Source organism: Sanguibacter keddieii DSM 10542 (genome assembly GCF_000024925.1).
GTDB classification, from domain to species: domain Bacteria; phylum Actinomycetota; class Actinomycetes; order Actinomycetales; family Cellulomonadaceae; genus Sanguibacter; species Sanguibacter keddieii.
In genome coordinates this window covers 2,658,224-2,682,749 of the sequence record NC_013521.1, presented here as the reverse complement: position 1 = coordinate 2,682,749, position 24,526 = coordinate 2,658,224, and the positions used below count along the sequence as shown (strand labels likewise).

Below are 24,526 nucleotides of genomic sequence, written 5' to 3'. Positions count from 1 at the left end.
TGAGCCTCATGGCTTTCGGTACGAACGGCCCGCGAGGAGGACATCTCCCCTGTGGACCACTCGCGAGGTGGCGCTCTCGATCGCGGACACAGCCTCGCCCGTGAGGTTCCAGCCGAAGAGCTGCGAGACAGCTCGTCTCAGGTCGTCACCCTCGATGGCGATCGCGTCCTGCACGAGGCCCACCACTGCCAGGTCGAGCTCCTCGGGAGGCACGTGCCGGATCTTGCGGGCCTGACCTACGGCACCCGGCACACGGGGAGAGGGCAGCTCGGCCCCGGAGACCCGGATGAAGCCCGCGCCGTCGGTGGAGACACGCGCACCGTCGACCCGCGCCGCGTCGAGTGCCGCGTCGATGTTGCTGCGGATCCGTGCGCCGATGCGGCCGATGTCCATCACCTGACGCAGCGCCGCGTCGAGCAGGTCGCGGTGGACCGGAGCCTCGACGCTCAGGAAGTCCTCGGTGGCTCGCCGCAGAGCGGGCCTGGCCTCCGGCTCGTGCCACTGGTCGTGCTCGTAGCTCGGCCACACGTCGGCCGGCTCGTAGGCGACCGCCCAGGCGGGCGGAGCCGAGAGGTCCACGGTCTCGATCTCGACCTGGACGACGTCGCGCGCCAGCAGCACGGGACGAGGCGCCTCGCGCGCGTCGGTGGCCTCGGCGAGCGCGCGCCGGAGCCGCTCGACCTGGGTCCGTCGGTCTCGTGCCCAGCTGAGGCCCCAGATGCGGAAGACGGTCCAGCCGAGCCGGGTGAGCACACCTTCGCGGAGGCGATCACGGTCACGTGCGACCTTCGACGAGTGGTACGCAGCACCGTCGCACTCTACGGCGAGGATGAAACGGCCAGGTTCCGTCGGGTGGACCACTCCGATGTCGATGCGGTAGCCGGCGGTGCCGACCTGGGGGACGACGTCGTATCCCATGGCCTGGATCTCGCGGATCACGTCTTCCTCGAAAGGACTCTCCGGTTCGCCGAGGCTCTCTGCCGACTCGAGTGCGAGGGCCTGGACGCCGCGGTCAGCGAAGTCTAGGTAGCGCGCGAGCGCGACGACGCTGTCGTTCGACGACTGGATAGCCCCAGGCCGGAACGAGCTGATGACCTCGACCCGCCTGCGCGCACGGGTGATCGCCACGTTGAGCCGTTTCCAGCCACCTTCTTTGTTGAGCGGGCCGAAGTTGTTCGTCATCTTCCCGGCCTCGTCCGGGCCATAGCCGATCGAGAACAGGATGATGTCTCGTTCGTCTCCCTGGACGTTCTCAAGGCTCTTGACGAAGAAGCCGTCGAGCCTGTCGTGAGAGCTGAGGAGCCTGGAGACCTCGGGGTGGTCGACGGAGCGTCGTTCGAGCTCAGCGAGGATCGCGTCCTCTTGTGCCCCGGAGAAGGTCACAACCCCGACCGACAGCTCCGGGTGCTGGGTCGCGTGGAGGATGACGCGGTCCGCGATCGCGGCGGCCTCCACGGGGTTGTCGCGGGTCGTCCCGCGACGGTAGGTGCCGTCGACGACGAACGACTCCACGCCGACGTCGGCGCCGGTCCGCTGGGCGCTCGGGAAGGTGAACAGCTCCCCACGGTAGAAGCGGTAGTTGGAGAAGGCGATGAGGTCCTCGTGGTCGCTCCGGTAGTGCCACGACAGGGGGAGGGACGGGAGACCACCCGACCCCTTGCACAGGTCCAGCACAGAGCTGAAGTCGGCGAGGGCTTCGTCGTCGTCCTCCTCCTCGGACGCGGCGGACGCGAAGAAGCTGGTCGGGGGCAGCTGCTTCTGGTCACCGGCGACGATGAGCTGTCGAGCGCGGTAGATGCAGTTGATGGCGTCGGACGGGAGCACCTGGGACGCCTCGTCGAAGATGACGACGTCGAACCGCATGTCCGACGGCAGGTACTGCGAGACTGCGAGCGGGCTCATCATGAAGCACGGTTTGAGCGCGATCGCGACGTCCCCCGCCTCGGTGAGCACCTGTCGGATCGCCTTGTGCCGCGACTTCAGCTCCGCCTGGCGCCTGATGACCTGGGCGCCTCGGCTCGAGTCCGACACGGGGCGGCGTTGGTTGCATGCCGCGATCACGGCACCGTTGCTCTGGCTCACCAGACGCTCGTCCAGCTCTCTGAAACGACTGACCAGGGCGTCCCGGTCGTCGGGGCGGTAGTCGCTGAGTCGACGGTCCTCGGCGGAGACCGCGTCGACCCAGGCCTCGATCACGGCCCTGCGGACCACGAGGGCGACCTGGTCCGACGGGGTCTTCTCTCGCGCCATCTCGTCCACCAGCTCGCGGAGCTCGTTGTTCTCGAGCCAGTCGACCGACTCGGTGAACCGGAGCCACGTGTCGATCTCTGTCGTCGAGGTCTTGACCATGTCGTCGAGCAGCATCGACGCTTCGTCGAGGTCTGAGTCGAGGTCGGCGAGAAGGTCGGTCCCGCGCGATGGCGCGAATGACGAGACCAACCGGTCACGCGCCGTGACCCACCGGGTCAGTGTCGGCGCGAGATCGGTCGATGCCAGGGTCGGGGAGAAGAATCGATCTGCGCTCGCCGGAGACACGCTCGTACCGACGAGCGCACGGACCTTCTCGGCCCACTCGAGCGCCGACTCTAGGGCGTCCCAGTCGGTGTCTAGCCCGGTGTAAGCGGCCCCGAGGTCGAGCCGGTCGTCCGCATAGGAGTTGAGCACCTCTGCCTCCGCGTCGGAGGCCGCTCCGGCGCGCTCGAGCGCGGTGCAGGCAGATGCGACCGTCAGGTTGGCGCCTGCGACGGCGGCGATCTCCTGGAGGAGGGTGAGCCGTGGTCGGAGCCGGGACGTGAGGTCGACGAGCAGGTCGGCCACAGCGGTCAGCGGGAGCTCCGAGAGGCGGGACGCGGCCGCGTCGCCGAAGGCTCGCCGAGCGCCTTCCGCGAAGGACGACTGGCTCGACCGGAGCCGGCGAGCGGTCGACGGGATCGATGGGTCGGCGACCCGCTCGGTGCTCAGCTGGCGCCCAAGGACGGTCGGGTCCAGGTCGTCGCCGGCCAGCTGGACCGCGCGCTGCGCGACGCCCAGGGCCCTGCCGAGACGTTCGAAGTCCGTGTCGGTCCGCTGGTAGTAGGAACCGAGACGTGCGCCGTGCTCGCCTTCGCCCCGATCGAGCTGAGACGCTGACTGCTGCCACGCGACTGCGTCGTCGAGGGAGGAGAGGAGGACCTTGTCCACCTTTCCGCGGACAGAGACCCCGCGGAGTGTCTTGCGGTCAGCGCGGGCCTGGCTCGAGAAGCGACCGAAGCCGGTGTTCGGTCCCGCGAAACGTGTCTTGAGCCCGACGAGGTCGAGCTCGAGGACTTCGGGGGTGAACGTCGACGCCATCCGGTCACGGTTGGCGACGACGATGCTGACGAGGCCCGTGAGGACGCGCTGAGACTCTTCGATCGCGTGCGCGAGCACCGGGTTGAGCCAGTTGCTCTCCGGGAGTGCCGACTCCATGGTGAGATCGGCGAGGGCAGCCAGGTCTTCGGTCCGCCTCAGAGAGAGGGACGCCGGCTCTACTCCGAAGGCAGCAGCGAGGCGACGCCCGTCCTGGAGAACCTCAGCGATGACGAGAGGCAGGTTCTCTGCGATGTCGACCGCCTCGGCGAGCGCGGATGCTGTGAGGTCAGAGGGGACGGTCCAGAGGTCGTGCGGGGTCGTGATCCCCGCCAGCTGCTCGAGCCCGTCGGGCTCGAGCTGGATCCAGCCGGTTCCGATCGTGCTGAGAAGTTCCTGGATCACGGCTCGGTGCTCGGAGCAGGCTTCTCGGAGTACCGTCGCGCGTCGCGAGACGCCGTCGAGGTCTCGAGCGGTGAGGTGGGCTTGATCGGCCGAGGCGGGGCGCGCCTCGAGCACCGACAGCAGCGAGCCCCTGATCCCGGCGGCCTCGGAGGTGCGACCCAGCCTGACCTGGAGGTCGTGGTCGACCGCCTCGCAGAGCGAGGCGAGCTGCCCAGCCGCGTCGTGGGCGCCGACGACCTCTCGGCGCAGACGTGCCGGGTCCGCCGTGCCGGAGGCGACGCGGACGTCACGCCACATGAATCGGTCGCCGAGTGTCACGGGGTCCCAGGAACGGCCGAGAGCACCTGCGTGCTCTTCGATCTCCGCGAGGCGCTTGTCGGACAGCTGGCTCCAGCGGCGGTCCGCGGGCGCGCGGAGGTGAGCCAGGCGGTCGAGCGGGGAGATCTGTCCGAGAGCCCAGTGGATGCTGCGGTTGAAGGTCGGCCGCAGCTCGTTCATGGCCGCCGCGTACCCAGACAGCCGGCCGCGCGTGGTCGCGAGCGCGTTGAGGTCCGCTGCGGACAGGGCAGGCGGCGCCTTGACGCGGTTCTGGAGTGCTGTCCCCAGCACCTGGGAGAAGTGCTTGCGCGTGGTTGCGGCACTGTGCAGCTCGAGGACGAACGAGTCCAGGGACACCTGTGCCAGCCGGTTGCGCACGACGTCGAGCGCGGCGATCTTCTCGCTCACGAAGAGGACGCTCCGTCCGTTCGCCATGAGCTCCGCGATCATGTTCGCGATGGTCTGGCTCTTACCGGTCCCCGGAGGTCCGTCCATCACGAAGCTCTTGCCGTCGAGTGCAGCGATGATGCACTTCCGCTGGCTACCGTCTGCGTCGAGGATGTTGTGGAGGGTCTCGGGCGGAGTCGAGTCGTCCAGTGTGGCGTCGTCCGGGGGCGCGAAGCCGAAGGTGCCTGCCGAGGGGGCGTCGGGGCCCAGGGCGAGAACCTGCACCAGCCCGCTCTCTCCGATGGCTTGCTCGTTCTCCTGAAGGTCCTTGTAGATGGCCTCCTTGTGGAACGAGAAGGACGTCAGGACCGAACGGTCGTGGACGGTCCAGCCGTGCTGTGCGACGACCTTCTGGATGTCGAGAAGGAGGTCGTCGGCCTCGAAGTCGTCGGGGTCGACCTCGGGGAGGGCCACCCCGAAGTCTTCCTCGAGCTTGAAGCGGAGCACAGGGTTCACCAGGGCCTCGTCGTGGGTGCGCCGGACTGTGTACGGCTGGTCTGCTCCGTTCCGGCCGAGGACGACAGGCAGGAGCAGGAGAGGGCTGAGGACGGGCTTCCGGTCCTGAGGGTCCTCCCACTCGAGGATCCCGACGGTGAGGTAGAGCGTCCAGGTCCCTCGGTCGGCGAAGGTCTGCTGGGACACCTGGTCGAGACGACGCAGGCTCGAGCGCAGCTCGGACTCGGTCTTCCCCACCACGTGCAACGAGCTGTCGTCGTTGCGTCCGGCGGCGCTGTCGTCCGCGTGCCCGACCAGCTCCGTGCTCTGCTCTGGTCGCGGACGGATGAGGACCGGACCTTCGCTCACGAGATCGGTGAGGTGGCTCGGGTCCGTCATCTCGATCTCGAGCGACGCGCTCTTCGTGTGCTTGAAGTAGAGCAGCCTCTGGCGTCGGTCGAGGGTGATCAGTTCCCTGCGCCACCTGTCCAGCTGCTTCGCGAGCCGTTCGCCGGCGGTCGTGGAGAGGTCGGTCGTCGCAGTCACGGGTGATCCAGTCTTTCGGTGGGGGTAGCGAGCCGTTCGACGAGCGCGGCGACCAGCGTGAGGTCGTGGGGGGAGAGGCGACCCAGGTCGGACATCACCCTGGAGCGCAGCGCGTCGTCGGAGTCCGGGGCTGGTGCAGGCGGAGCGGCGTCGGGCACGGGGTCCCAGCCGGGACCATCCACGACGGACGTCGCATCGTCGTCGGCAGGGTGGTCGATCAGGTCCGAGAACCCTGAGGGTAGCGGCAGGGTGTGCAGGACATGGAGCTCGTGCGTGCACCGTGTCATGGCGACGTACAAGACCCGACGGCCGTGCGGAGACGACTCGACGATCTTCGCCGGTTCGACCAGGACGACTGCGTCGAACTCGAGCCCTTTGGCCAGCGATGCCGGGACGAGGGTGCAGGCGCTCGAGAAGTCGCCCGCCCGACCGTCTCCGTGGGGCACATCGAGCGTCGTGAGCTCGGCGTCCCACCGGTCGAAGTCGGTGTCGTCGACGACCACCGCCGTGCTCAACGAGTCAGCCAGGAGGGAGCCGACGAGACCGGCCAGCCGGGAGCCGAGCACCTCGGCGGGTGCGTGTCTCACCGAGGGGTCGTTCCTGCCGGGCCTGATAGAACGAGGTGCCGTGAGGCCTGGGGCGATGTAGCCCAGCTGACGGGCTGCGAGGTCGAGCGTCGTGGCAGGCACTCTGTAGCCGATCGACAGCTCCTCGACGATGTGGCTCGGTGGTGCGACGTGCAGCAGGAGCTCGTCCCACGTGTCGCGGACCCAAGGACCGGTGGCTTGCGCCAGGTCTCCGAGGAGGGTGAAGGAGCCTGTCGGGCACCTCCGGCTGAGTGATCGTGCCTGCATCGGGGAGAGGTCCTGTGCCTCGTCGACCACGATGTGCCCGTAGGAGACTGGCGGACCGTCGAGGAGGTGCGAGAGCTCGTCGAGGCAGAAGATGTCAGCGACCGACCAACGTTCCTCGCTGAGGGCGTTCTCCGGAGCGCGGTACAGCGCGGCGCGCTGGTCAACGGTGAGTACCCCGTCGCACGCCGAGACCAACCACGACTGGGTGCCGTAGAGCCCACGGAGCAGCTCCTCGGGGGTGAACCGCGGCCAGACGCGGTCGAGCAGGTTGGTGATGGTGTTGAGCCGGCGGATCGTCGATGCCGTCGCGACGGCAGGTCGTCCCATCTCTCTCTGGTGTGCGAGGTAGCTCGAGTGCGCGACCTGGGCCAGGGTCTGGCGGAGCACGTCACGGACGTCGTTGTGCGCGAGGTCGCGGGACAACGCGTCGGCCACCACGTCCCGCATCGATGCGGCAGGGATCGTGATCCGGTCGGCGCCGACCGTGAAGGTGACGTCCCCAGGGTCTCGGTCGACACGGTCGGACAGAGCTCGTCGGAGCACCTCGGCCATCGATGCGTCACCCTTGGTGCGGTCGCTCTCCCACCGCTCGACCCGGCCCACCACGGCGCTGCCTCCGTAGAGGGCAGGGAGGTGGATCTGCATGACGTCGCTGACACCGAGCAGAGGCAGCACGGCGCTGATGTACGTGAGGAGGTTCGGGGTGGGGGCGACGACGAGCATCCCCGTGCGACGAAGGCTCTCGACGTTGTACGCCAGCCATGCGGCGCGGTGGAGGCCGACGACGGTCTTGCCCGTCCCCGGACCGCCCTGGACCACCACGGTGCCCTCGGCCGCGCTGCGGATGATCCGGTACTGCTCGGCCTGGATGGTCGCGATCACGTCACGCATCGCCCCGTCGCGAGAGCGTTCCAGCTCGGCGAGCAGAGCGTCCCCGAAAGTCGACGGTGTGAGGTCGGGAGCATCAGAGCTCGCGGCGGCCACGATCTCGTCGATCAGACGGACGACACGCCGTTCTTCCTCGATGATGGTCCGTTTCAGGACGAGCCCTCGTGGATCGTCGACGGTCGCTGTGTAGAACGGCGCGGCTGCGGGAGCGTGCCAGCTGATGACCTTGAGGTCTCGTCCTTCGTCGTAGACCCTCTGCCGGCCGATGTACAGACGATCCTCGGGGGTGTCTGCCCGGCCGAAGATCAGCGTGCCGGTGCCCTTCGAGTCCCGGATGATGTCCAGGGCGCGGCGTAGTGCAGCGGCGCTCGCCTTGTCGTTCGGCACAAAGCCCGCGATCGTCGCCTCGGAGTCAGCATGGCCACGAGCCAGCAGGTCGTGCGCGTGATCGAGATACCTCTGCTCGTCCAGCAGATCCGGGTGGTGAGTCGACACCGGTTGTCCTTCCGTCCCCTGGGTAGCTGCACCGGGAAGCGTGCGAGCCGACATCCGACGGCGGACCTCGGCTCTTCTACCAGGGCAGAGCCTAGACGCGCTCGTGGTCGTCATCCGTGAGGTCGTCGGCTGAAGTTTGCGCGCGCTCCGTGCTCCGGCGACGGCGCGAGAAGCTACGCGCCCACGGGTACGGAGCAGCCGTTGGCATCCGCGGCCTCAGATCTTGCCCTAGCGCTGGCCTCGGCGCGGGACGGCGGAGTTGACATCGACGCTCGGCGGTGCGCTACGTAGCCTTCGCCGCCTTGGCCGCGGCCTTCGCGGCCTTCTTCGTCGTCCGCACCTCCTCGAGGCTCTGCTCGTCGGTGACGTCCGCGATGGAGCGTCGCGCGTCGGCGTCCCCGTAGGAACCCGCTGCCTCACGCCACCCTGCGGGCTGGACGCCGTACTGCTTGCCGAGGAGGGCGAGGAAGATCGACGCCTTCTGCGCCCCGAACCCCGGCAGGTCCTTGAGGCGGCGCAGCACGGTCGTGCCGTCGGGGTCGTCGTCGGTCCACAGCCGGGTGACGTCACCGCCGTACGTCGCCTGGACCTCCTGGGCGACGGCCTGGATCCGGCCGGCCATGGACCCGGGGTACCGGTGCACCGCAGGCTTGGTGGCGCAGAGCCCGGAGAACTCGTCCGGGTCGGCCTCGGCGATCTTCCGGACGTCGAGCCCGCCCATGCGCTCGGCGAGCTTCTGCGGCCCGGCGAAGGCGGACTCCATCGTCACCTGCTGGTCGAGAAGCATCCCCACCAGGAGCGCGAACGGGTCGTCAGACAGGAGCCGGTCGGCCTCGGGGTCGCCGGTGAGCCACAGGTCGAGAGTCATCTCCCCATCATGACACCGGAGGCGGAGCCAGGGGAGTCGACGGGGGCGGGGGAGTGTGGGGCAGTGGCGCACCCCGGGACGGCCGACGGCGGGTGCACGAGGCCGACGGCGTCGACCAGCAGGTCCTCCTCGGCCCACACCTCCATCGTGATCTTCGGTGTGACGACGAGCGAGACCTTGACCTCCGGCGAGAACCCGTAGGGCACCCCCTCACGGGAAGGCGGGCTCGTCGCGGGGTGAAGGGTGACCTCGTCGATGCTGATGGCACGGCCACGGTCGTCGCGACGTCGGCAGACCAGGGCCCCAGGGGACAGCTCGAGCTCGACGTCCGCGAGCTCTCTCGTCAGGCCGGGGACGCGACCGCTGACCATCCGGACGTGGCACCGGAGGACGCCTTCGTCCATCCGTCGGCGTGCGCGACGTCGACGTCCGCGACCCGAGCCTCCGCCGAAGACCGTCTCGACCAGGAGGCCGATGGCCTCGCCGATCAGCTCACCCATGATGCTCCTCTGATGGTCGGGTCGTGCGCGGTGGCGTCGTGACCGGTGTCTGTTGCCGGTGCCGGGTCTCAGCTGTCGGGAGGTCGCGGCGCTGGTAGGTCGACGACGAAGGTACCGGGCACCAGACCGGACGCCGGTGGAGGACGCGGAGGTCGTCCGGGTGATGTTCGGCGACAGCGACAGCCACATCTACATTCACGTCCACAGCCACAGCCACAGCCACCGGCGCAGCACCTCCAGGCCCCGGACTGCCAGCCGTCGCCAGGTAATGCAAGATTGCATCATGGCTGACGACGCGAACCCCACGACCGCAGACGACCAGAGCACGGCCGGTTCCTACGTGACCCCAGGCACCGAGTTCACCCGCGACGACCGGTACATCGCCACCCGCATCACCGCCGACGGCCGCGACGGGTACCCGGTCGAGGCAGGCCGCTACCGGCTCGTGGTGTCCCGCGCCTGCCCGTGGGCGAACCGGGCGATCATCGTCCGTCGCCTCCTCGGTCTCGAGGACGCGATCTCCATGGGAGTCACCGGCCCCACGCACGACGCGCGGTCCTGGACCTTCGACCTGGACCCTGACGGGCTCGACCCGGTCCTGGGGATCCCGCGCCTGCAGGACGCGTTCCTCGCACGGTTCCCCGACTACGAGCGCGGCATCACCGTGCCGGCCTTCGTCGACGAGACCACCGGGCAGGTGGTCACCAACGACTACGCGCAGATGACCCTCGACATGTCGACGGAGTGGTCGGCGCACCACCGCGAGGGCGCCCCCGACCTCTACCCGGAGGCCCTCCGGGCCGAGATCGACGAGGTGGCGCTCGCGGTCTTCAAGGACGTGAACAACGGGGTGTACCGCTGCGGTTTTGCCGGATCGCAGGAGGCGTACGACGCGGCATACGCGCGCCTCTTCTCGCGGCTCGACTGGTTGTCAGAGCGGCTCTCGACGCAGCGATACCTGGTCGGGGACACGATCACCGAGGCGGACGTCCGGCTCTTCACGACGCTGGTCCGTTTCGACGCGGTCTACCACGGTCACTTCAAGTGCAACCGCTCGAAGCTCACCGAGATGCCGGTGCTGTGGGACTACGCCCGTGACCTGTTCCAGACCCCGGGCTTCGGCGACACCATCGACTTCCAGCACATCAAGGACCACTACTACGTGGTGCAGACCGACATCAACCCGACGAGCATCGTGCCCCAGGGACCCGACCTGAGCGGCTGGCTCGCGCCGCACGACCGGGCCGCGCTCGGCGGCCGGCCGTTCGGTGACGGCACCCCTCCGGGACCCGTGCGTGCGGGCGAAGAGGTCGACCCTCAGCACACAGCAGACGCGATGCGCGGCTGAGTCGGAGGTCTGGAAGAACGCATGTGCGGTCCTGGTACCCCGAGGACCGCACCATGGTCGGAGCAACGGAGCCGCCGGGTCCCTGTGGCTCAGAACGGTGGGTCGTCAGGGAACTGAGACTCACCCCGATCGACATGTGTGGTGTGACGGGCCCCTGAGTCGACCGCGTGTCGACGAGCGAGCTCCTGTGCGGCGTGGTCGAGGTAGTCGCGCCCGGTGGGCGCGGTCCAGCGCACGACGTCGGCCGTGGGGGCTAGGTGCTCGTGGGTTTCGTGGTCGTGGGTTTCGTGGGTTTCGTGGTTGTCGTCGTTCTGGTCGTCGTGGTCTGGGTCGCGACCGCCTGAGCCGCGGTCCGGTGGCTGGGTCGGTGGTCGGTGTACTGGTTCGGTGCGGACGGTCCAGGTGGTGTGCTTGAGGCGGTGGTGGTGGCGGCAGAGGTGGATGAGGTTGTGGTGGTCTGTGGTTCCTCCGTGGGCCCAGTCCTTCACGTGGTCGATGTCGCAGCGTTGTGCTCGGCGGGAGCATCCGGGGAATCGGCAGGTCTCGTCGCGGATGCGCAGCCAGGACTTGAGGTCTGCGGGGACTGCGTAGCGGTCGCGGCCTACGGAGAGAACGGTGCCGGTCTCGGGGTGGGTCAGGATCCTCAGGAAGCTGGGTGCCTGGGCGGCGAGCCGGCGGGCGGTGTGAGCGTCGATGGGTCCGTGGCCGGCGAGGTCTCCGGGCTCGTCGGAGTGACCGAGCAGGGTCATGACGGGGATGGTGACGGCGACCTGGGGCTTGATGCCACCCAGGGAGACACGGTCGGCGATGCCCGCGATCGACTGACGGGGGTTGCCCGCGGTGTATTGCGCAGCGGTGTCGGCCTCGACGGTGCGGTCGTCGCTGCTGTCGTCCGCGCTCGTGACTGGGGCGGCAGTCAGGGCGGTCCGTGCGTCGTCGTCGAGCATCAGGTCGACGCTCGCGTCAGCGCGCAGTTGGGCCAGGGTGCGGGGCTCGTCGGGGCCTTGGACCGCCGTCGCGATGTCGGTCAGGCGGTGGAAGATCGCGGTGGCCTGGACCGCGGGCAGCAGATGGTGCAGCCACGCCATGCCGTCCCCGCACGGGTGCAGCTCGACGTGACGGTCTTGGGCTGCGACCTGGTGTCGCTCGACCAGCGGACGTGAGTCGCGGCGCTCACGCTCACGCCGGGCGACGGTCTTGAGGCGAGAGACCGTCAACGTCTGCGCCTTGAGGGCCAGCAACGCGTCCAGCTCGAGGACCGAAGGTTCGTCCAGGCCCACGGTCGCGTCCAGGACCGCCTGCGCGTGCCGGTAGGACACCTGCCCCTCACGCAGCGCAGCCATCGTGGCGGGGTGCTCGTGGACCAGTGCCTTCGACTCCGACACCAGGGCGCCCGCCGAACGTTCGGGCAGGCGCAGCGCGCACCCCAGCTCAGCAACCACAGACCGCTCCGCGTCACCAAGGTCTATCCCGTCGGCACACTTCTTACCGCGGTGCCGGGCGGCCACCTCAGCGACCACCGAAGACCACTGCCGCAGCTCCTCGACACGCTCAGCCGCCCGCGCCTGCGCAGCAGCCACCTCGGCGAACCCCGCCACCACCGCATCGAAGAGATCACCCAGGTGGGTGTTCGCCTGCGCGAGGGTCATGACATCCATACGAGTCATGTCACCCGAGCGATCGGCGGGCGACGCCATCGCGTTCGTCGCTCTCGCCGTTCGCTCAGCAGGCGCCGCTCGGTCATCGGCCGCCGCCCGATCGTCGCGCGGCGCGCGTGCCACGAGGCCAGGTCCCGGGGACGCGACCGACTCTGAGCCCGATGGCACAGCACGGCCGAGACCATGCGTTCCGCGAGGTTTCGGAGTTTCCGTCGACATATCCCGATTCTACGGATCGCCACTGACATCCACGGCGGACCGTGCCACCGCGCAGCCCGCACCGCGCACCCCGCCCCCACGCCCCGCCCCTCCCGCCCCGCCCGCCCCTCACGCCAGCGCGAACGACAGCACCGGTCTCCCCGTCTCCGGGTGTGTCAGCACCGTGCACCGCACGCCGTAGACCGCGTCGAGCACCTCGGGCACGAGCACCTCGCCGACCGGGCCCGCAGCCACCACACGGCCGCCGCCGAGCACGACCACGTGGTCGCACACGCTGGCCGCGAGCGAGAGGTCGTGCAGCGCCGCCAGCACGGTGACGCCCTCGTCGGCCAGCTCTCGGAGGAGGGCGACGGTCTCGAGCTGGGCACTGATGTCGAGGTGGTTGGTCGGCTCGTCGAGCACGAGCAGGCGGGGTCGCTGCGCGAGGGCTCGGGCCATGTGCACCCGCTGCCGCTCGCCCCCGGACAGCGTCGAGAGAGTCCGGTCGGCGAAGTGGCTCATCCCGGTCCGGGCCAGCGCCTCGTCGGCGATCGCGTGGTCGGCGGCACTGTCGCCCGCCAGCAGCGACCTGTGGGGGATCCGTCCGAGCAGCACGGCGTCGCGCACGGTGAGCGGGAGCTCGGCCGACGCGTCCTGCTCGACGACCGCGAGCTGGCGGGCGCGCTCCCGGCGCCGCAGGCCCAGCAGGTCTGAGCCGGCGAAGTCGACCTCGCCACGGTCTGCGCCCAGGACCCCCGTGAGCAGGCGCAGCAGGGTCGACTTCCCCGACCCGTTCGGACCGACGAGTCCGGTCAGGGCGCCCGCGGGCGCGGTGCAGTCGACGCCGTCCACGATCGTCCGCCCGTCGACGGACCACGTCATCCTCGACGCCCGCAGCCCGGCCTTCCCAGCCAGCTCGCCCTCCCCAGCTAGCTCGCCCTCCCCAGCTAGCTCGCCCTTCCCAGCCAGCCCGCCCTTCCCGTTCAGCCCGCCCTCGCGGTCCGTCGTCCTCGCCCGGGTCGCGCCGTTCTCCGCCCCGGTCGCACCGCCCTCCACTCCGGTCGCGCCGTTCTCCGCCCTGGTCGCACCGCCCTCCACCCCGGTCGCACCGCCCTCCACTCCGGTCGCACCGCCCTCCGCCCCGGTCACGCCGACCTCCGTCCGCGCCACAGCAGCAGCGCGAACACGGGCGCGCCGATAGCCGCGGTGATGATCCCGACGGGCACCTCTCGCGGCGCGAAGACCGTCCGGGCGATCGTGTCGGCCCACACGAGGAACGACGCCCCCGTCAGCGCGGCGAGCGGCAGCAGGAGCCGGTGCCGCGCCCCGGTGAGCAGTCGGACGGCGTGCGGCAGGATCAGCCCGACGAACCCCACCGCGCCGGAGACCGACACCAGCGCCCCGGTGAGCAGCGCGACACCGACGAGGAGCAGCCACCGGGTCCGCTCCACTGAGACGCCGAGCGCCGCCGCGGACGAGTCGCCGAAGGTGAAGGCGTCGAGCACCGACCCCGACAGTGCGAGCACCGAGCCGAGCACCAGCACGGCGATCCCCGCGATCGCGACCGAACCCCAGGTGGCACCGGCCACCGACCCCATGAGCCAGGACAGGATCTCCCGGTAGGAGTCGCCCGTCGCGGACCAGAAGATCACGAAGGACGTCGCGGCGGCGCAGAGCTGGCTGACCGCCAGGCCGGACAGGATGGTCCGCGTCGGGGTGATCGCGCCGAGAGCCCCGGCGAGCCCGAGAGCTGCGGCGAGGGCGAGGACCGCGCCCGCGAAGGCCGCGACCGGGAGCAGCACGCTGACCCCCAGGACCAGCACGAGGACGGCACCGAGGGACGCCCCGGAGGACAGGCCTAGCAGGTAGGGGTCGGCGAGCGGGTTGCGGGTGAGCGACTGCATCACCGCCCCGCACAGGGCGAGGCCGGCGCCGACGGCGGCCGCGGTGAGCACGCGCGGCAGCCGCAGCTCCCACACGATGCCGTCGCGCAGCACGCTCAACGGCTCGACGGAGAGGAGCCCGTCGACGCCGAGACCCCGGGTCACGTGCCACGCGACAGACCGCCACACCTCGCCGACCCCGAGGTCGGCCGAGCCGATGGTCACGGCGACGAGGACGGTCGCCACCAGGACGACGGTCGCCCCGAGCAGCCAGGGGACCGGTCGCGCACGACGACGCCCAGGGCTGGTCTCCCCAGACGGGCCCGCCTTCGCTGCAGGCCTCGCGTCCGCCTCCGGCGTCGAACCCGCCACCAGCCCCACGTCAGCCTGCTGCGGTCGCGCCGGCGGAGCCGGCCTCAGGCGCCTCGCCGGCCTCAGGCGCCGCGCCCGCCTCCGGCACCACCTCGCCGAGCCGCTCGACGAGGTCGACGACGGCCGACACGTTCCGGACGCCCGCCTCGGTCGCCGCGAAGGGGACCACGACGTAGCGCTGCTCGCGGACCGCCGTGAGGTTCGCGGTCGCGGCGTTCTCCTCGAGCATCTCGATCTTGCTGTCGGCGGTGTTCCACGCGGCGTCGACGAGCACGATCACGTCGGGGTCGGCGGCGACGACGTCCTCCCAGCCGAAGGGGGTCCAGGTGTCGTGCACGTCGGCGGCGATGTTCGTGAGGCCGGCGGCATCCATGATCATCTGCGGCGCGCCGATGCCCGCCCCGACGTAGGGGATGTCCGTCCCGGAGGAGTACCAGAGCACGGTGAGCCCGCGGTCGTCGGGCACGACGGCGTCGAGCTCGGAGCGCTGCTGCGCGACGAGCTCCTCCGCGGCCGCGGGTACGTCGAAGACGGTGCCGACCTCGGTGATGTCGGCGAACACATCGTCGAAGGTCAGCGGGTCCGGCATGTACGCCTCGCCCTTGCAGGCCGACGGTGACACGTAGCTGGACACCCCGAGCGTCGCGAGGGTCCCGCGGTCACCGGCGCTCTCTGCCGTGAGGTTCGACTCCCAGCCTGCGTAGACGAGGTCGGGCTCGACCTCGGTGACGGCCTCGGGCCCGGGCGCCTGCATGGTGAGCGGGGTGGCGACGGCGTCGTTACCAGCAGCGGCGTCGGCCAGCCACGCGGGCACCGGGCCGTCTGGGAAGGCCGTCGCGACGACCCGGTCCGACAGCCCGAGCGCGAGGAGCATCTCGGTCGTCGAGGACTTCACGGTGAGGACCCGTTGCGGCGCGGAGCCGAAGGTGACCTCGAACCCGCAGTTGTCGACGGTGACGGGGTAGGTGGTCGCGCCCTCGGTGCCGGCAGCACCGGCAGCCGTCTCGGACACGGCGCCCGCTGACGACGCACCGCCCGTCGGTGCTGAGCCGGAGCACCCGGCGAGCGTCAGGACGACGGCAGCGGCCAGCGCGACGGGCGCGAGAGCGGCGGAGGTCCGGGCGTGCCTCAGCCGGGTCGGCGGGAGAGCAGCGACGTCGGCGGCAGGCAGGGCGGTGGTGCGGTCGGGCAGCACGGGAGGGTCTCCAGGAGATGGTGGTCAACGGGAGGCGCGGCTACCTGCGCACCGACGATCAGCGCCCATCGCTCGCGGCGCGTCACCGGGCCACAGCAGGTCCGGGATCAGGCCACACACTCTACGCCGAGAGGTCACCGGGCTGCGTCGAGAGGTCACCGGGCTGCGTCGAGAGGTCGCAGCGCCGCCCCGCTCAGCCCCGCCCCGCTCAGCCCCCACCCCGCTCAGCCTCCGGCGTTCATCTCCTTGTCGCGGGCGATGGTCGCCCCGACGCCGTGCGCGACGGTCGACAGGAACCCGCGGTCCTCGAGGGCGAGCAGGCCCGCCACGGTCGTCCCGCCGGGGGAGCAGACGGTGTCGATGAGGTCCCAGGGGCTCTTGTCGGACTCCCGGACCATCTTCGCGGAGCCGAGCACGGCCTGGGCGGCGATCTGGGTCGCCTGGGCCTTGGGCATGCCGCCCGCGACGGCGGCCCGGGAGAGCGCGTCGATGAACAGGTAGGTGAAGGCGGGGGAGGACCCGGCGATCGCCGTGTAGGTGGAGAACTGCGACTCCGGGATCTCGACGACCTCGCCGACCGCCCGGAACACGTCCAGCACGGTCGCCACGTCCTCGGCCGTCGCCGCCTCGTTGCCGGTCACCGCCGACATGCCGGCGCCGATCATCGCGTTGACGTTGGGCATCACCCGGACCACCGCGGTCTGGGCACCCGGTGCGGCGTCGGTGGTGAGGAACGACTCGAGGCGCTCGAGCGGCGTCCCGGCGGCGATCGAGACGACCACCCGGCGTCGGTCGGCGATCTGGTCGGCCAGCCCGGTGAGCAGCGCGGGGATGCCCTGCGGCTTGACGGACACGACCACCACGTCCGACGCCTCCACGAGCTCCTCGGCGGAGGCGACCACGCGCACCCCGAGGTCGGAGCCCAGGAGGTCGCGCTTGCTGGCGTTGCGGTCGAAGACGACGACGTCCCCGGCGGGGAAACCGCCAGAGCCGACCATCCCGCGGACGATCGCGTTCGCCATGTTCCCGGTACCGATGAATCCGACGGTCATGAGCTGAGGACCTTCCTTGACGGGGAGGCGCGGGGTCTCGCGCAGGGGCGCGGTGGGACCGGCGGCGAGCACTGGACGCCCCGGTCAGCACCGACGTGCTAGACCAGTACGGTACCCGTCCGTCCCCGAGGAGAACCCGTGTCCCAGCAGCAGCCCGAGCCGTCTGAGCAGCACAGCGAGCACCCGGACGGGCAGGTCGCCCCGCCGACCACCGTCCCCGACGAGCGCCCGACCACGCCGCTCCGAGCGGTCGTCACCGGAGCCTCCTCCGGCATCGGTGCGGCGACGGTCCGGCACCTGCGTCGTGCTGGGTGGGACGTGGTCGCCGTCGCGCGCCGCGCCGACCGGCTGGCAGACCTCGCCGAGGAGACCGGGGCGCGGGTCGTCGTCGCCGACCTCACGGTCGCGGCCGACGTCGCGCGCCTCGCCGCCGAGGTCACGGCCGGCGGTCCGGTCCACGCGCTCGTCAACAACGCCGGCGGGGCGCTCGGCACCGACCGGGTCGAGGCCTCCGACGTCGAGCGCTGGCGCCGCATGTACGAGATCAACGTCCTCGGCACCCTCCAGGTGACCATGGCCCTGCTCCCGGCGCTGCGGGACTCGGGACGCGGGGACGTCGTCGTCCTCACCTCGACCGCCGCGCACGGCACCTACCCCGGCGGCGCCGGCTACGTCGCGGCGAAGCACGGCGAGCGGGTCATCGCCGACACCCTGCGCCTCGAGCTCGTGGGCGAGCCGGTCCGCGTCATCGAGATCGCCCCCGGCATGGTCCGCACCGAGGAGTTCTCGCTCACCCGCTTCGACGGCGACCAGGCGAAGGCCGACGCGGTCTACGCCGGGGTCGACGAGCCGCTCTCGGCCGACGACGTCGCCGACGCCATCACCTGGACGCTCACCCGTCCGCACCACGTCAACATCGACCACCTGATGATCCGACCGCGAGCGCAGGCGTCGAACACGCTGGTGGCGCGGAACACCTGAGCGGCACCGACAGCCGTCGGAGGACGAGCGCGAGGGAAGGCGGACGTGACGGTCCCGTCCTCCCTCTTGCGCTCTCCACGGCGCTCCTGGCACCATCTACTCGTGACCACCACCCAGACCATCGCCGCGCGTGCACCGCACGCGCCGGTCTGCGGTGCCGTGTGCACGGCTGCTGCGTGTTGTCGAGGCCTCTGACCTCCACCGCAGTGCATCTCGTCGACCACCCGCAGGTCACCTCAGCCCGCTGAGAGCCCGACCCGCACCAGGTCCGGGATGCGTCCAGCCACGCACACCCGAGGATCCCCGCATGTCTGTCACCGCTCTCGACCTCTCCGTCGTCACCATCGAGTCCCTCGTCGCCCAGGACATCTCCGACTACTCGCTGCGCCGTGCGCGCGGCGCAGCGGACGCCGCAGCGGCGCTGGCGCCCCTGCCGGTCGAACCAGCACCGGGCGAGCTGGCCCACCACCCGCGCCGCGTCGCTGCCGGCCGCCGCCTGGCGCAGGTACACTGACCGGACAGGCGTCGACCCGGCCATCACCGGCGAGCCTCCGGAAGAACAGGTCTCGCAGCACCGGACCGTGCACGTGCTCACGTGCTCGGTCCCTCGCAGCGCGGCCCCAGTAGAACCGGACGGGGACGGCCCGTCACAGCCAGCACGGTGGTCGCCCCGCAGGGGCGCCGGAAGAGCGGTCGTCCTCCGAGGGCGGCAAGCGGGGTGGTACCGCGGCTCGCGCGCACGCGCGCTGTCGTCCTCGCACGGCACGTGAACACCCGGACCACCCAGGAGCCCCGCCATGTCGAGCCACCCGGACACCAACGGCACTGACGACGCAACCACCACAGCGCCTCGTCCGTCGTCGTACCCGCAGCACCGCCCCGAGCAGTCGGGGGTGCCGGCGTCGCCGAACCTCCCCGCGCTCGAGGAGCAGGTCCTCGCGTACTGGAAGCAGGACGGCACCTTCCAGGCCTCGATCGACGCCCGGCCCGCCGGCGCCGACGGCGACAACGAGTTCGTCTTCTACGACGGCCCGCCCTTCGCCAACGGCCTGCCCCACTACGGCCACCTGCTCACCGGGTACGCCAAGGACGTCGTCCCGCGCTACCGCACCATGCGCGGCGAGCGGGTCGAGCGCCGCTTCGGCTGGGACACGCACGGTCTGCCGGCCGAGCTCGAGGCGGAGCGGATCCTCGGGATCACCGACAAGAGCCAGATCGAGGCCATGGGCATCGACGTCTTCAACGAGGCGTGCCGCACCTCGGTGATGAAGTACTCGGAGGAGTGGAAGCAGTACGTCACGCGTCAGGCGCGCTGGGTCGACTTCGACAAGGACTACAAGACCCTCGACGTCACCTTCATGGAGTCCGTCATCTGGGCCTTCAAGCAGCTGCACACCAAGGGCCTCGCCTACGAGGGCTACCGGGTGCTGCCCTACTGCTGGCGCGACGAGACCCCGCTGTCCAACCACGAGCTCCGCATGGACGACGACGTCTACCAGTCGCGCCAGGACCCGGCGCTGACCGTCGCGCTGCGCCTGCTCGACGCCGATTGTGCGCCCACCGCGCAGCGCCTCGTCATCTGGACCACGACCCCCTGGACCCTCCCGTCCAACCTCGCCGTGGCTGTCGGACCGGACGTCGACTACGTCGTGGTGCGTCCGGGCGAGGGCTCGGTCCTCGCGGGTGACGAGGTGGTCCTCGGTGCTGCTCGCCTCGGCGCGTACGCCAAGGAGCTCGACCTGGGCGATGACCCGTCGGCCCACGTGCTCCGCACCGTCAAGGGCTCCGAGCTCGCCGGCACCCGCTACGTCCCGGCCTTCGACCACTTCGCCGACGACGCGGAGAACCCGCACGCGCACCAGATCCTCGCGGCCGACTTCGTGACGGTCGACGACGGCACCGGCCTCGTGCACCTCGCCCCGGCCTTCGGCGAGGACGACATGGCGGTCTGCCTCGACGCGGGCATCCAGACCGTGGTGCCCGTCGACGGGCGTGGCCGCTTCACCACGCAGGTCCCCGAGTACGCGGGCCAGCAGGTGTTCGACGCGAACCCGCACGTGATCAAGGACCTCAAGGACGGCACCGGGCCGCTCGCCCGCACCGACGCCGTCAGCCGCGCCGTCGTGCTGCGCCACGAGACGTACCAGCACTCCTACCCGCACTGCTGGCGCTGCCGGAACCCGCTGATCTACAAGGCGGTCTCCAGCTGGTTCGTGCGCGTCACCGAGTTTCGCGACCGCATGGTCGAGCTCAACCAGGACATCACCTGGACCCCGGACCACATCCAGGACGGGCAGTTCGGCAAGTGGCTCGCGAACGCCCGCGACTGGTCGATCTCCCGTAACCGCTACTGGGGCACGCCCATCCCCGTGTGGGTCTCGGACGACCCCGCGTACCCGCGCACCGACGTCTACGGCTCGCTCGCCGAGCTCGAGGCGGACTTCGGCGTGCCGGTCACCGACCTGCACCGCCCGTACATCGACGAGCTCACCCGGCCCAACCCGGACGACCCGACGGGGGCGTCGACGATGCGTCGCATCCCCGACGTGCTCGACGTGTGGTTCGACTCCGGCTCGATGCCTTTCGCGCAGGTGCACTACCCCTTCGAGAACACCGAGTGGTTCGAGCACCACTACCCGGGTGACTTCATCGTCGAGTACATCGGGCAGACGCGCGGCTGGTTCTACACGCTGCACGTCCTGGCGACCGCGCTCTTCGACCGTCCGGCCTTCCGCAACGCCGTCTCGCACGGCATCGTGCTGGGGTCCGACGGCCGCAAGATGAGCAAGTCGCTGCGCAACTACCCCGACGTCTCCGAGGTCCTCGACCGCGACGGCTCGGACGCCATGCGCTGGTTCCTCATGAGCTCGCCGATCCTGCGCGGCGGCAACCTCGTGGTCACCGAGGAGGGCATCCGCGACTCGGTCCGCCAGGTGCTGCTGCCGGTGTGGAGCACGTACTACTTCTTCACGCTGTACGCGGGAGCCGCGGACGGCGGCGAGGGTCTCTCGGCACGCCGCGTCGAGCCCGACGAGGTCGCAGGCCTGGTCGACATGGACCGCTACCTGCTCGCCCTCACCGGCAACCTCGTCACCGACGTCCAGGCCCAGCTCGACGCCTTCGACGTCTCGGGCGCCTGCGAGTCGGTGCGCCAGTACCTCGACGTGCTCACCAACTGGTACGTCCGGACCCAGCGCGACAGGTTCTGGGGCGAGGACGCCGACGCGTTCAACACCCTGTGGACCGCGCTCGAGACGCTCTCCCGCGTCATGGCGCCGCTGGCCCCGCTGCTCACCGAAGAGGTGTGGCGCGGGCTCACCGGCGGACGCTCGGTGCACCTCACCGACTGGCCGACGCTGGTCGACCCGTCGGGCGAGCGCACCGAGCACGGTCAGGTGCTCGTCGCCGACGACGCGCTCGTCGCGTCGATGGACCGCGTCCGCTCGGTGGTCTCGCTGAGCCTCGGCCTGCGCAAGGCCAACCAGCTGCGGGTGCGCCAGCCCCTCGCGACCCTCACCGTCGTGGTCGACGACCCCGCGGCCCTGGCCCCGTACCGCGAGCTGCTCGCCGGGGAGCTCAACGTCAAGGCCGTCGACCTGCGTCCGCTCGACGAGGGGGCGGCCGAGAGCTTCGGCATCTCCCAGCGTCTCAACGTCAACGCCCGCGCCGCCGGCCCTCGCCTCGGCAAGGGCGTCCAGGCGGCCATCAAGGCCGCCAAGTCCGGCGCGTGGCGCCTGGACGGCGACGAGGTGGTCGTCACGACGGCCGACGGCGACGTCCCGCTCGTCGCGGGCGAGTACGACCTCGTCACGGTCGTCGGCACCGACTCCGACGCCCCGTCGACGGTCGCCGCAGCCGTGCTCCCGACCGGCGGGTTCGTCGTCCTCGACCTCGCGCTCGACGACGCGCTCCTCGCCGAGGGCTACGCCCGCGACGTCGTCCGTGACGTGCAGGACGCCCGCAAGGCCGCCGACCTCACCGTCGGAGACCGCATCCACCTGACCCTCGAGGTGCCCGCGGACCGGCTCGACGCCGTCGCCGCGCACCGCGAGCTCATCGCCAAGGAGACGCTCGCGGTCGAGATCACGGTCGAGACGTCGGCCGACGAGGAGCGCCGCGTCGCGGTCGCCCCAGCAGTGCCCTCGACAGGAGACCAGCCCGCATGAGCACCCGCCAGAACGGCCGCCGCCGCCCGACCGGGCCCGAGGTCCCGGCCGAGGTCAGGGCCGAGCTCGACTCGGTCTACCGCAGCATCATCTCGCGAGCCCCCGAGCACGACATCGACCCGACGCTCGACCGCGTCGCGCAGGTCTGCGAGCTGCTCGGCGACCCGCAGAAGGCCTTCCGCACCATCCACCTCACCGGGACCAACGGCAAGACGTCGACGGCGCGCATGACCGAGCGGCTCGTGCGTGAGCACGGCCTGCGCACGGGACGGTTCACGAGCCCGCACCTCACCTCGGTGACGGAGCGCATCGCGATCGACGGCGAGCCCATCAGCGCCGAGCGCTTCATCGAGGTGTGGAAGGACGTCGCGCCCTACGTCGAGATGGTCGACACCTCGTCGCAGGCCGCCGGCGGCCCGCGGCTGTCCTTCTTCGAGGTGCTCACGGTGATGGCCTTCGCGGCCTTCGCCGACGCCCCCGTCGACGTCGCGATCATCGAGGTCGGGCTCGGTGGCCGCTGGGACTCCACGAACGTGGTCGACGCGGAGATCGCGATCATCACGCCCGTGGCGCTCGACCACCAGCAGTGGCTCGGGGACACCGTCGAGGAGATCGCCGCGCAGAAGGCCGGCATCGTCAAGGACGGTGCGACCCTCGTGCTCGCCCAGCAGGACCCGATCGCCGAGGACGTCATCGTCGAGATCGCCGCCGCGCGCGGGGCGCACGTCGTCCGCGAGGGCACGGACATCGAGGTGGCCGAGCGCTTCGCCGCCGTCGGAGGTCAGCTGATGAGCCTGCGCACCCCGGCCGGTCTCTACACGGAGATCTTCATGCCCGTGTACGGCGCGCACCAGGCGCACAACGCGCTGCTCGCGCTCACCGCGACCGAGGCCCTGGTCTCGGGCGGCGGAGCCCTCGACGGCGACGTGGTCGGCGCGGCCTTCCAAGGCGTCGACTCGCCCGGGCGGCTCGAGGTCGTGCGCCGCAGCCCGACGATCCTCGTCGACGCCGCGCACAACGCCGCAGGCGCTCGCGCGCTCGTCGACGCCATCGAGGAGTCCTTCGACTTCACGCGTCTCGTCGGGGTCGTCGGCATCCTCGCCGACAAGGACGCCGAGACGATCCTGTCCCTCCTCGAGCCCGTGCTCGCCGAGGTCGTGGTCACCCAGTCGAGCTCCGTGCGCTCGCACGACGTCGACGACCTCGAGGAGATCGCCGTCGACATCTTCGGAGAGGACCGCGTCCGGTCGGCCGGCCGGCTCGACGAGGCGATCGACGTCGCTGCCGGCCGCGCCGAGAGCGAGGACCTCATCGGTGTCGGCACGGGGACCGGCGTGCTCGTCACCGGGTCCGTGATCCTCGCGGCCGAGGCGCGGACGCTCCTCGGGCTCGCCTGAGGCGGGTCGTCAGGGCCGGGCTCGCACCGCACAGGGTGAGGGCCCGGCTCGTCGTGGGGTGACGACCAGGTGACGTTCTGGCCCGCACGGCGCGTGCTCGCACCGTCGGTGCTTGAATGCTGTTGACAGGTCCACCACTTGCGCGACGAGGAGCAGTGCCGTGAAGAAGCTCATCAACGACCCGGAGAACGTCGTCGCGGAATCGGTCGAAGGGTTCGGGTGGGCCCACGACGACATCGTCGAGGTCCGCACCGACCCCCTGCTCGTCCTCCGCAAGGGTGGCGCCGTCGAGGGCCAGGTCGGCCTGGTCTCGGGCGGGGGAGCGGGCCACGAGCCCCTGCACGCCGGCTTCGTCGGCGAGGGGATGCTCACGGCGGCCGTCCCCGGCGCCGTGTTCACCTCCCCGACCCCTGACCAGATCCAGCCCGCCCTGACCGCCGCAGACAGCGGTCGGGGTGTGCTCGCGATCGTCAAGAACTACACGGGCGACGTCCTCAACTTCGAGACCGCCGTCGAGCTCGCCGAGGACGAGGGGACGACGGTGCGGACCGTCGTGGTGACCGACGACGTCGCGGTCGAGGACTCCCTGTACACGGCGGGTCGCCGAGGGGTCGCCGGCACGCTCGTCGTCGAGAAGATCGCCGGGGCCAGCGCGGCCCGTGGCGACGACCTCGACACCGTGACGGCCGTCGCGGCGCGCGTCTGCTCGCAGGTCCGGTCGATGGGTGTCGCGCTCGCCGCCCCCACCGTCCCGCACGTCGGCCGCCCGAGCTTCGACCTCGCGGACGACGAGGTCGAGATCGGCATCGGCATCCACGGGGAGCCCGGGCGGCACCGCATCCCCGCCGCCCCCGCCGACGAGATCGCGCAGATGCTCCTCGAGCCCGTGGTCGACGACCTCGACCTGCAGCCGGGGGAGCCCGTGTTGCTGTTCGTTAACGGAATGGGCGGCACCCCGCAGTCCGAGCTCTACGTGGTCTATCGTCAGGCTCGCCGGCTCCTCGAGGCACGAGGCGTCACGGTCGCACGGTCTCTCGTCGGGAGCTACGTCACGTCCCTCGAGATGCAGGGCGCGTCGGTGACGGTGCTCCGGCTCGACGACGAGCTCACCCACCTGTGGGACGCCCCTGTGCGGACCGCAGCGCTGCACTGGTGAGCCGTACGACGTCGAGCAGGTGCGCGAGGAGCAGGTG

15 protein-coding genes are annotated in these 24,526 nt (G+C 70.8%); 6 read left to right on the top strand and 9 right to left on the bottom strand.

Annotation, left to right across the window (positions count from 1 at the left end):
- Positions 1-6 precede the first annotated feature (6 nt).
- The 4 genes from SKED_RS11795 to SKED_RS11780 form a co-directional block, all read right to left on the bottom strand.
- Positions 7-5,478: a DUF3320 domain-containing protein gene (locus SKED_RS11795; RefSeq protein ID WP_012867387.1), complete on the bottom strand. Its 5,472-nt coding sequence runs from the start codon at positions 5,476-5,478 to the stop codon at positions 7-9.
- Positions 5,475-7,715: a HelD family protein gene (locus SKED_RS11790; RefSeq protein ID WP_052293889.1), complete on the bottom strand. Its 2,241-nt coding sequence runs from the start codon at positions 7,713-7,715 to the stop codon at positions 5,475-5,477. The genes SKED_RS11795 and SKED_RS11790 overlap by 4 nt, the downstream gene beginning before the upstream one ends.
- A 283-nt stretch (positions 7,716-7,998) precedes the next feature.
- Positions 7,999-8,583: an HhH-GPD-type base excision DNA repair protein gene (locus SKED_RS11785; RefSeq protein ID WP_012867385.1), complete on the bottom strand. Its 585-nt coding sequence runs from the start codon at positions 8,581-8,583 to the stop codon at positions 7,999-8,001.
- A complete protein-coding gene (locus SKED_RS11780; RefSeq protein ID WP_012867384.1) occupies positions 8,580-9,083 on the bottom strand; it encodes a hypothetical protein in 504 nt (167 codons plus the stop codon). The genes SKED_RS11785 and SKED_RS11780 overlap by 4 nt, the downstream gene beginning before the upstream one ends.
- Before the next feature lie 283 nt (positions 9,084-9,366).
- Between SKED_RS11780 and SKED_RS11775 the strand changes: the two genes are divergently transcribed.
- Positions 9,367-10,431: a glutathione S-transferase family protein gene (locus SKED_RS11775; protein ID WP_012867383.1), complete on the top strand. Its 1,065-nt coding sequence runs from the start codon at positions 9,367-9,369 to the stop codon at positions 10,429-10,431.
- 89 nt (positions 10,432-10,520) lie between these two features.
- Here SKED_RS11775 and SKED_RS11770 read toward each other — a convergent pair whose 3' ends face one another.
- The 5 genes from SKED_RS11770 to proC form a co-directional block, all read right to left on the bottom strand.
- Positions 10,521-12,080: an HNH endonuclease signature motif containing protein gene (locus SKED_RS11770; protein ID WP_081448088.1), complete on the bottom strand. Its 1,560-nt coding sequence runs from the start codon at positions 12,078-12,080 to the stop codon at positions 10,521-10,523.
- A 336-nt stretch (positions 12,081-12,416) separates the two neighbouring features.
- Positions 12,417-13,184: a putative F420-0 ABC transporter ATP-binding protein gene (locus tag SKED_RS11765; protein ID WP_342626439.1), complete on the bottom strand. Its 768-nt coding sequence runs from the start codon at positions 13,182-13,184 to the stop codon at positions 12,417-12,419.
- A gap of 248 nt (positions 13,185-13,432) precedes the next feature.
- Positions 13,433-14,542 (bottom strand): putative F420-0 ABC transporter permease subunit, encoded by a 1,110-nt coding sequence (locus SKED_RS11760; RefSeq protein ID WP_012867380.1) that lies wholly within the window; start codon positions 14,540-14,542, stop codon positions 13,433-13,435.
- Between the two features lie 10 nt (positions 14,543-14,552).
- Positions 14,553-15,737 (bottom strand): putative F420-0 ABC transporter substrate-binding protein, encoded by a 1,185-nt coding sequence (locus tag SKED_RS11755; protein ID WP_012867379.1) that lies wholly within the window; start codon positions 15,735-15,737, stop codon positions 14,553-14,555.
- Between the two features lie 224 nt (positions 15,738-15,961).
- On the bottom strand, positions 15,962-16,789 hold the full coding sequence (gene proC, locus SKED_RS11750) for a pyrroline-5-carboxylate reductase (RefSeq protein WP_012867378.1): 828 nt from the start codon (positions 16,787-16,789) through the stop codon (positions 15,962-15,964).
- Between the two features lie 138 nt (positions 16,790-16,927).
- Between proC and SKED_RS11745 the strand changes: the two genes are divergently transcribed.
- From SKED_RS11745 to dhaK, 5 genes are all read left to right on the top strand, one after another.
- On the top strand, positions 16,928-17,770 hold the full coding sequence (locus tag SKED_RS11745) for an SDR family oxidoreductase (protein ID WP_012867377.1): 843 nt from the start codon (positions 16,928-16,930) through the stop codon (positions 17,768-17,770).
- A gap of 307 nt (positions 17,771-18,077) precedes the next feature.
- Positions 18,078-18,284, top strand: a complete 207-nt coding sequence (locus tag SKED_RS11740) for a hypothetical protein (RefSeq protein ID WP_012867376.1) — start codon at positions 18,078-18,080, stop codon at positions 18,282-18,284.
- A 283-nt stretch (positions 18,285-18,567) separates the two neighbouring features.
- Positions 18,568-21,936: an isoleucine--tRNA ligase gene (gene ileS / locus SKED_RS11735; RefSeq protein WP_012867375.1), complete on the top strand. Its 3,369-nt coding sequence runs from the start codon at positions 18,568-18,570 to the stop codon at positions 21,934-21,936.
- Positions 21,933-23,333 carry a bifunctional folylpolyglutamate synthase/dihydrofolate synthase gene (locus SKED_RS11730; RefSeq protein WP_012867374.1) on the top strand — a complete coding sequence of 467 codons (1,401 nt, stop codon included), beginning with the start codon at positions 21,933-21,935 and terminating at the stop codon, positions 23,331-23,333. Before ileS ends, SKED_RS11730 begins: the two co-directional genes overlap by 4 nt.
- Before the next feature lie 160 nt (positions 23,334-23,493).
- Complete coding sequence (gene dhaK / locus SKED_RS11725; protein ID WP_012867373.1) at positions 23,494-24,489, top strand: dihydroxyacetone kinase subunit DhaK; 996 nt, start codon at positions 23,494-23,496, stop codon at positions 24,487-24,489.
- Positions 24,490-24,526: the final 37 nt, after the last annotated feature.

Bases quoted from the DNA above. Each gene is read 5' to 3' on its own strand.
- SKED_RS11780 (WP_012867384.1), bottom strand. From the start codon at position 9,083: ATGGGTGAGCTGATCGGCGAGGCCATCGGCCTCCTGGTCGAGACGGTC.
- SKED_RS11775 (WP_012867383.1), top strand. From the start codon at position 9,367: ATGGCTGACGACGCGAACCCCACGACCGCAGACGACCAGAGCACGGCC.
- SKED_RS11785 (WP_012867385.1), bottom strand. From the start codon at position 8,583: ATGACTCTCGACCTGTGGCTCACCGGCGACCCCGAGGCCGACCGGCTC.
- SKED_RS11770 (WP_081448088.1), bottom strand. From the start codon at position 12,080: ATGACCCTCGCGCAGGCGAACACCCACCTGGGTGATCTCTTCGATGCG.
- proC (WP_012867378.1), bottom strand. From the start codon at position 16,789: ATGACCGTCGGATTCATCGGTACCGGGAACATGGCGAACGCGATCGTC.
- ileS (WP_012867375.1), top strand. From the start codon at position 18,568: ATGTCGAGCCACCCGGACACCAACGGCACTGACGACGCAACCACCACA.
- SKED_RS11740 (WP_012867376.1), top strand. From the start codon at position 18,078: ATGTCTGTCACCGCTCTCGACCTCTCCGTCGTCACCATCGAGTCCCTC.
- SKED_RS11730 (WP_012867374.1), top strand. From the start codon at position 21,933: ATGAGCACCCGCCAGAACGGCCGCCGCCGCCCGACCGGGCCCGAGGTC.